The sequence below is a fragment of the Microbacterium sp. ACRRU genome, from assembly GCF_022346945.1.
Taxonomy (GTDB): Bacteria; Actinomycetota; Actinomycetes; order Actinomycetales; family Microbacteriaceae; genus Microbacterium; species Microbacterium mcarthurae.
The window spans coordinates 1-1,425 of the sequence record NZ_JAKRNI010000066.1 but is presented as its reverse complement, the minus strand read 5'-3'; the positions used below and the strand labels follow the sequence as shown (position 1 = coordinate 1,425).

The following is a 1,425-nucleotide window of genomic DNA, read 5'->3' as shown; positions in this document are numbered from 1 at the left end:
GTCGCGGGGTGGGATGGTCGCGGGGCGGGATGCCGCTATGCAGGGGCCGTGGGATCGCTCACACGCGGGGATTATTGACACATACTGGCGTGGGTTGACTGTGAGCGCTAACATCGCGAGCGTCGTCGCTGTGGACGACAGCATGCAATGCCGCATTCACGAGAGGACCCGCACCCCCGTGCCTACACTCCACCGAACGGCGCTCCCGCGCCGTCTCCCCTCCTGGGCGCTCGCCGTCCCGGTGGTCGCCGCGCTCATCGCGGCGCCGATCACCGCCCCCCTAGCTGCCGATGCGGCGATCCCCACGACCGGGCTGGTCGTGTCGTACCCGCTCGACGAGACCTCGGGCACCGTTGCGCGCGACGCGTCCGGCAACGGACGGGATGCCACCTACGTCGGCGGGCCCGCCTTGACGGGCTCCAACGGCGCACGTCTCGACGGCACCGACGACTATGTGAGCGTTCCCAATGACATCCTCGCTGGCTTGACCTCGATCACCGTCAGTACCGATGTCCTGGTGCGCCCCGAACAGTCGGGCAACTACTTCGTCTGGGGGCTCGGCAACACGACGGACTGGTACGGGAACGGGTATCTGTTCGCCACCGGCAACCCGGCTCGCGCCGGCATCGCCAGTGGTAACTGGACGACGGAGCAGGAGACCCGCGGCTCGGCGAACCTCGAGCGCGGGGTGTGGAAGACGCTGACCTACAGCCTGGATGCCGGCTCGAAGACGGCGCGGCTGTACCTCGACGGCGTCCAGGTGGCCGAGAACACCAACACCACCACGACCCCCGGTGCCATCGGCGGCGGCAAGACCTCGGCGAACTACCTCGGCCGCTCGAACTACACACCGGACCGGCGTCTCGCCGGAAGCCTGCGCGACTTCCGCGTCTACGACCACGCCCTGACGGCGGACGAGGTGGAGAGCCTGGTTCCCACCGACCCGCAGCGGATCGCGCGCGACAAGGCCGCCCTCGACCTCGGTGACCTGAGCGCGGTGACCGGGAATGTGACCCTGCCCACCGCGGGGACGAACGGCTCGAGCATCTCGTGGTCGTCCTCGAACACGGCCGTCGTGTCCCCCACGGGCGTCGTCACCCGACCCGCCCCCGGACAGCAGGATGCCACCGTCACTCTAACCGCCACCCTGACCCGGGGCTCCGCGACCGAGACGGACACCTTCGCCGCGACCGTGCTCGCCCATCCGGACGACGCCGGAACCGCGGAGAAGGCGCTCGCCGGCATCAGCGTCGTGAACGCCGACGACGCGCGGGGGAATCTCACGCTGCCGACGATTCCTACAGCGTGGTTTTTTCTGGGGGGGCGGCTGCAATTTAACAACGGGGGGGGGGGGGGGGGGGGGGGGGGGGGGGGGGGGGGGGGGGGGGGGGGGGGGGGGGGGGGGGGGGGGGGGGGGGGGGGGGG

The 1,425-nt window shown here is 70.8% G+C and carries 1 protein-coding gene; it reads left to right on the top strand.

Annotated features, from left to right (window positions below; all coding sequences use genetic code 11):
- Positions 1-130: 130 nt before the first annotated feature.
- On the top strand, positions 131-1,425 hold a 1,295-nt coding region (locus MHY30_RS15255; RefSeq protein WP_308192672.1), incomplete at its 3' end, for a LamG domain-containing protein.